This window comes from Amycolatopsis sp. NPDC039088 (genome assembly GCF_055598845.1).
Genome location: NZ_JBVKAE010000087.1, coordinates 1 through 2,384, shown reverse-complemented (window position 1 = coordinate 2,384; position 2,384 = coordinate 1). Strand labels below are relative to the sequence as shown.

Genomic DNA, 2,384 nt, shown 5'->3' with positions numbered 1-2,384 from the left:
CCACGAAGCCATGATCTACATCGCCATGATCAGAACCATGACCAGCCGACTCACCCGCAACCCAGACCAGTGACATCAGTTCTCAGACGCTCTCTAAGATGCGCTCCACGTCCGGCGGAGCACTGACCGGGGACCTGGGGCTGTGGAGATCACGTTGCCGGAACCAGTCAGCATCGTCATTGAAGGCGTCGTCGAACGCATCATTCACGTCGGCGCGGACGGCCACACCATCGCCCTCCTCACCATCGGCGAACGCGACGACACGGCAAAGATCGCGGGCATGATCCTGGCCGGCCTGCAGCCCGGCGAAACCCTTCGAGTCTCCGGTCGATGGGCAACCGGCGTCCGACATGCCGAGACCTTCCGTGTGACTGAGTGCGAGCACATCCTGCCCGCCACCATCCACGCGATTCGCTGCTACCTCGGCTCCGGCCTGATCAAAGGCATCGGCAAGAGCATCGCGCAATCGATCGTGGACCGCTTCGGTGCGAACACACTCGATGTCATTGACAACGAACCGCATCGCCTGCAGGAGGTCCATCTGATCGGGCAGGCACGCCAAACCATGATCCTCGAAGGCTGGCAGGAACAACAAGCGATTCGCGGAGTCATGGTGTTCCTGCAAGGCGTCGGAGTCAGCCCGTCCCTGGCCGTCCGCATCCACAAACAGCTGGGTGCCGAGGCACTGAGGATCGTGCAGCAGCAGCCCTATCAGCTGATCGAGCAAGTTCGTGGCATCGGGTTCCTTACAGCGGACAAGATCGCGCTCGCGGTCGGAGTTCCCGAGCAGAGCACAGCACGGCTGCAAGCGGCGCTCGTCCACGTACTGGACGAAGCGCGCAGCAAGGCCGGGCATTGCTACCTGCCCTACAGCGCGCTCATCCGGAATGCCGTCGAGTTGGTCGGCCAAAACGCAGAACTGATTCGCACTGCGCTGCACCGCCTGCGCGACCAGGAGCGAGTCATCATCGAACACGCCCCGGACGATGAAGAGGACGTAGTCGTTTTCATCGTCTGGCTCCACCGAGCCGAGACAACCCTCGCAGCCAACCTGCGACGACTGCTGCAATCGTCGTCGCATATGCCCCGACCCGCCGCAAACCGTCATGTAGCAACAGACCTTGCCGAAGCACCCGAGCCGCCGTTGAGCCAACGCCAAGAAGACGCTGTCCTCATGGCGTTCACGCAAACGGTGTCAATCCTCACAGGCGGCCCAGGCTGCGGCAAGAGCTACACCGTTGGCGCGATCGCCCGCGAGGCCAAGTCGCGAGGTGCGAAGATCACCCTCGCCGCGCCGACCGGGCGCGCGGCCAAACGACTCTCCGATCTCACTGGCCTCCGCGCGATGACAGTTCACCGGCTGGTGCACGATCGGTACAACCGACCAGACGACGGCGGCCTGTTCGGCGTCAGCGACGCAACACACGCGGACATCATCGTCGTCGACGAGGTATCAATGCTGGACATCACCATTGCCGACAAACTCATCCGCGCGATCCCGTCCGGCAGCCACCTTCTCCTGGTCGGCGATGTCGACCAGCTCCCCAGCGTCGGACCTGGTTGCATCCTGGCCGACCTGCTTGACGTCGTCACCATTCCGTCGGTCCGCCTCGATCAGGTCTACCGACAGGGACCCGGCAGCAGCATCGTCGAGAGCGCGAACAACGTCGTAGCGGGAAGAATGCCGGACAACAGCGCCGAATTCTGGTTCCACGACATTGAAGAGACCGAATCCGGCAGCATTCCGAACCTGGTGGTCGATATCGCCACTCGACGCCTGCCCAGAAAGCAAGGCGTTGCGCCACAAGACGTCCAGGTCCTGTGTCCAGCCAAGAGCAGAGAAACCGGAGCCCTCAACATCGGCCGCCTCCTCCAGGACGAACTCAATCCACACGGCGACGACCAAACCCAGTACTGGGCCGACGAGCGCGCCTTCCGCATCGGCGACCGGGTGACGCCCACCCGCAACGACTACGCCAAAGGCACCCACGGCGTGTTCAACGGAGCGAGCGGTATCGTCAGCGCGATCAACATGGAGGACCAGCACATCGAGGTCCGGCTCGACGACGGCGAAACCGTCACCTACGACCTGGATGAATTAGAGGACCTCGCCCACGCCTACGCCATCACCGTCCACCGCTCTCAAGGCAGCGAATACCCTTATGTCGTCATCCCCCTCATCACCGGCACACCACATGTGCTCCTACAACGAAACCTGCTCTACACAGCCATCACCCGGGCCAAGAAGCTTGTCGTAGTCGTCGGCCATCGACGCGCATTCCAGTTGGCTGGGCGTGACCCGTTTTGACGGACATCCAAGATCAGGAGGCTGTGTGCCTCCGGAAGGATGTCCCTCATCATGGAGACTATGGGCAAGAAGAAGT

1 protein-coding gene is annotated in these 2,384 nt (G+C 62.2%); it reads left to right on the top strand.

The window, feature by feature from the left end; genetic code table 11:
• The first annotated feature begins 142 nt into the window (after positions 1 to 142).
• A complete protein-coding gene (gene recD2, locus ACZ7KI_RS43295) occupies positions 143 to 2,308 on the top strand; it encodes an SF1B family DNA helicase RecD2 (protein WP_470278808.1) in 2,166 nt (721 codons plus the stop codon).
• Positions 2,309 to 2,384: the final 76 nt, after the last annotated feature.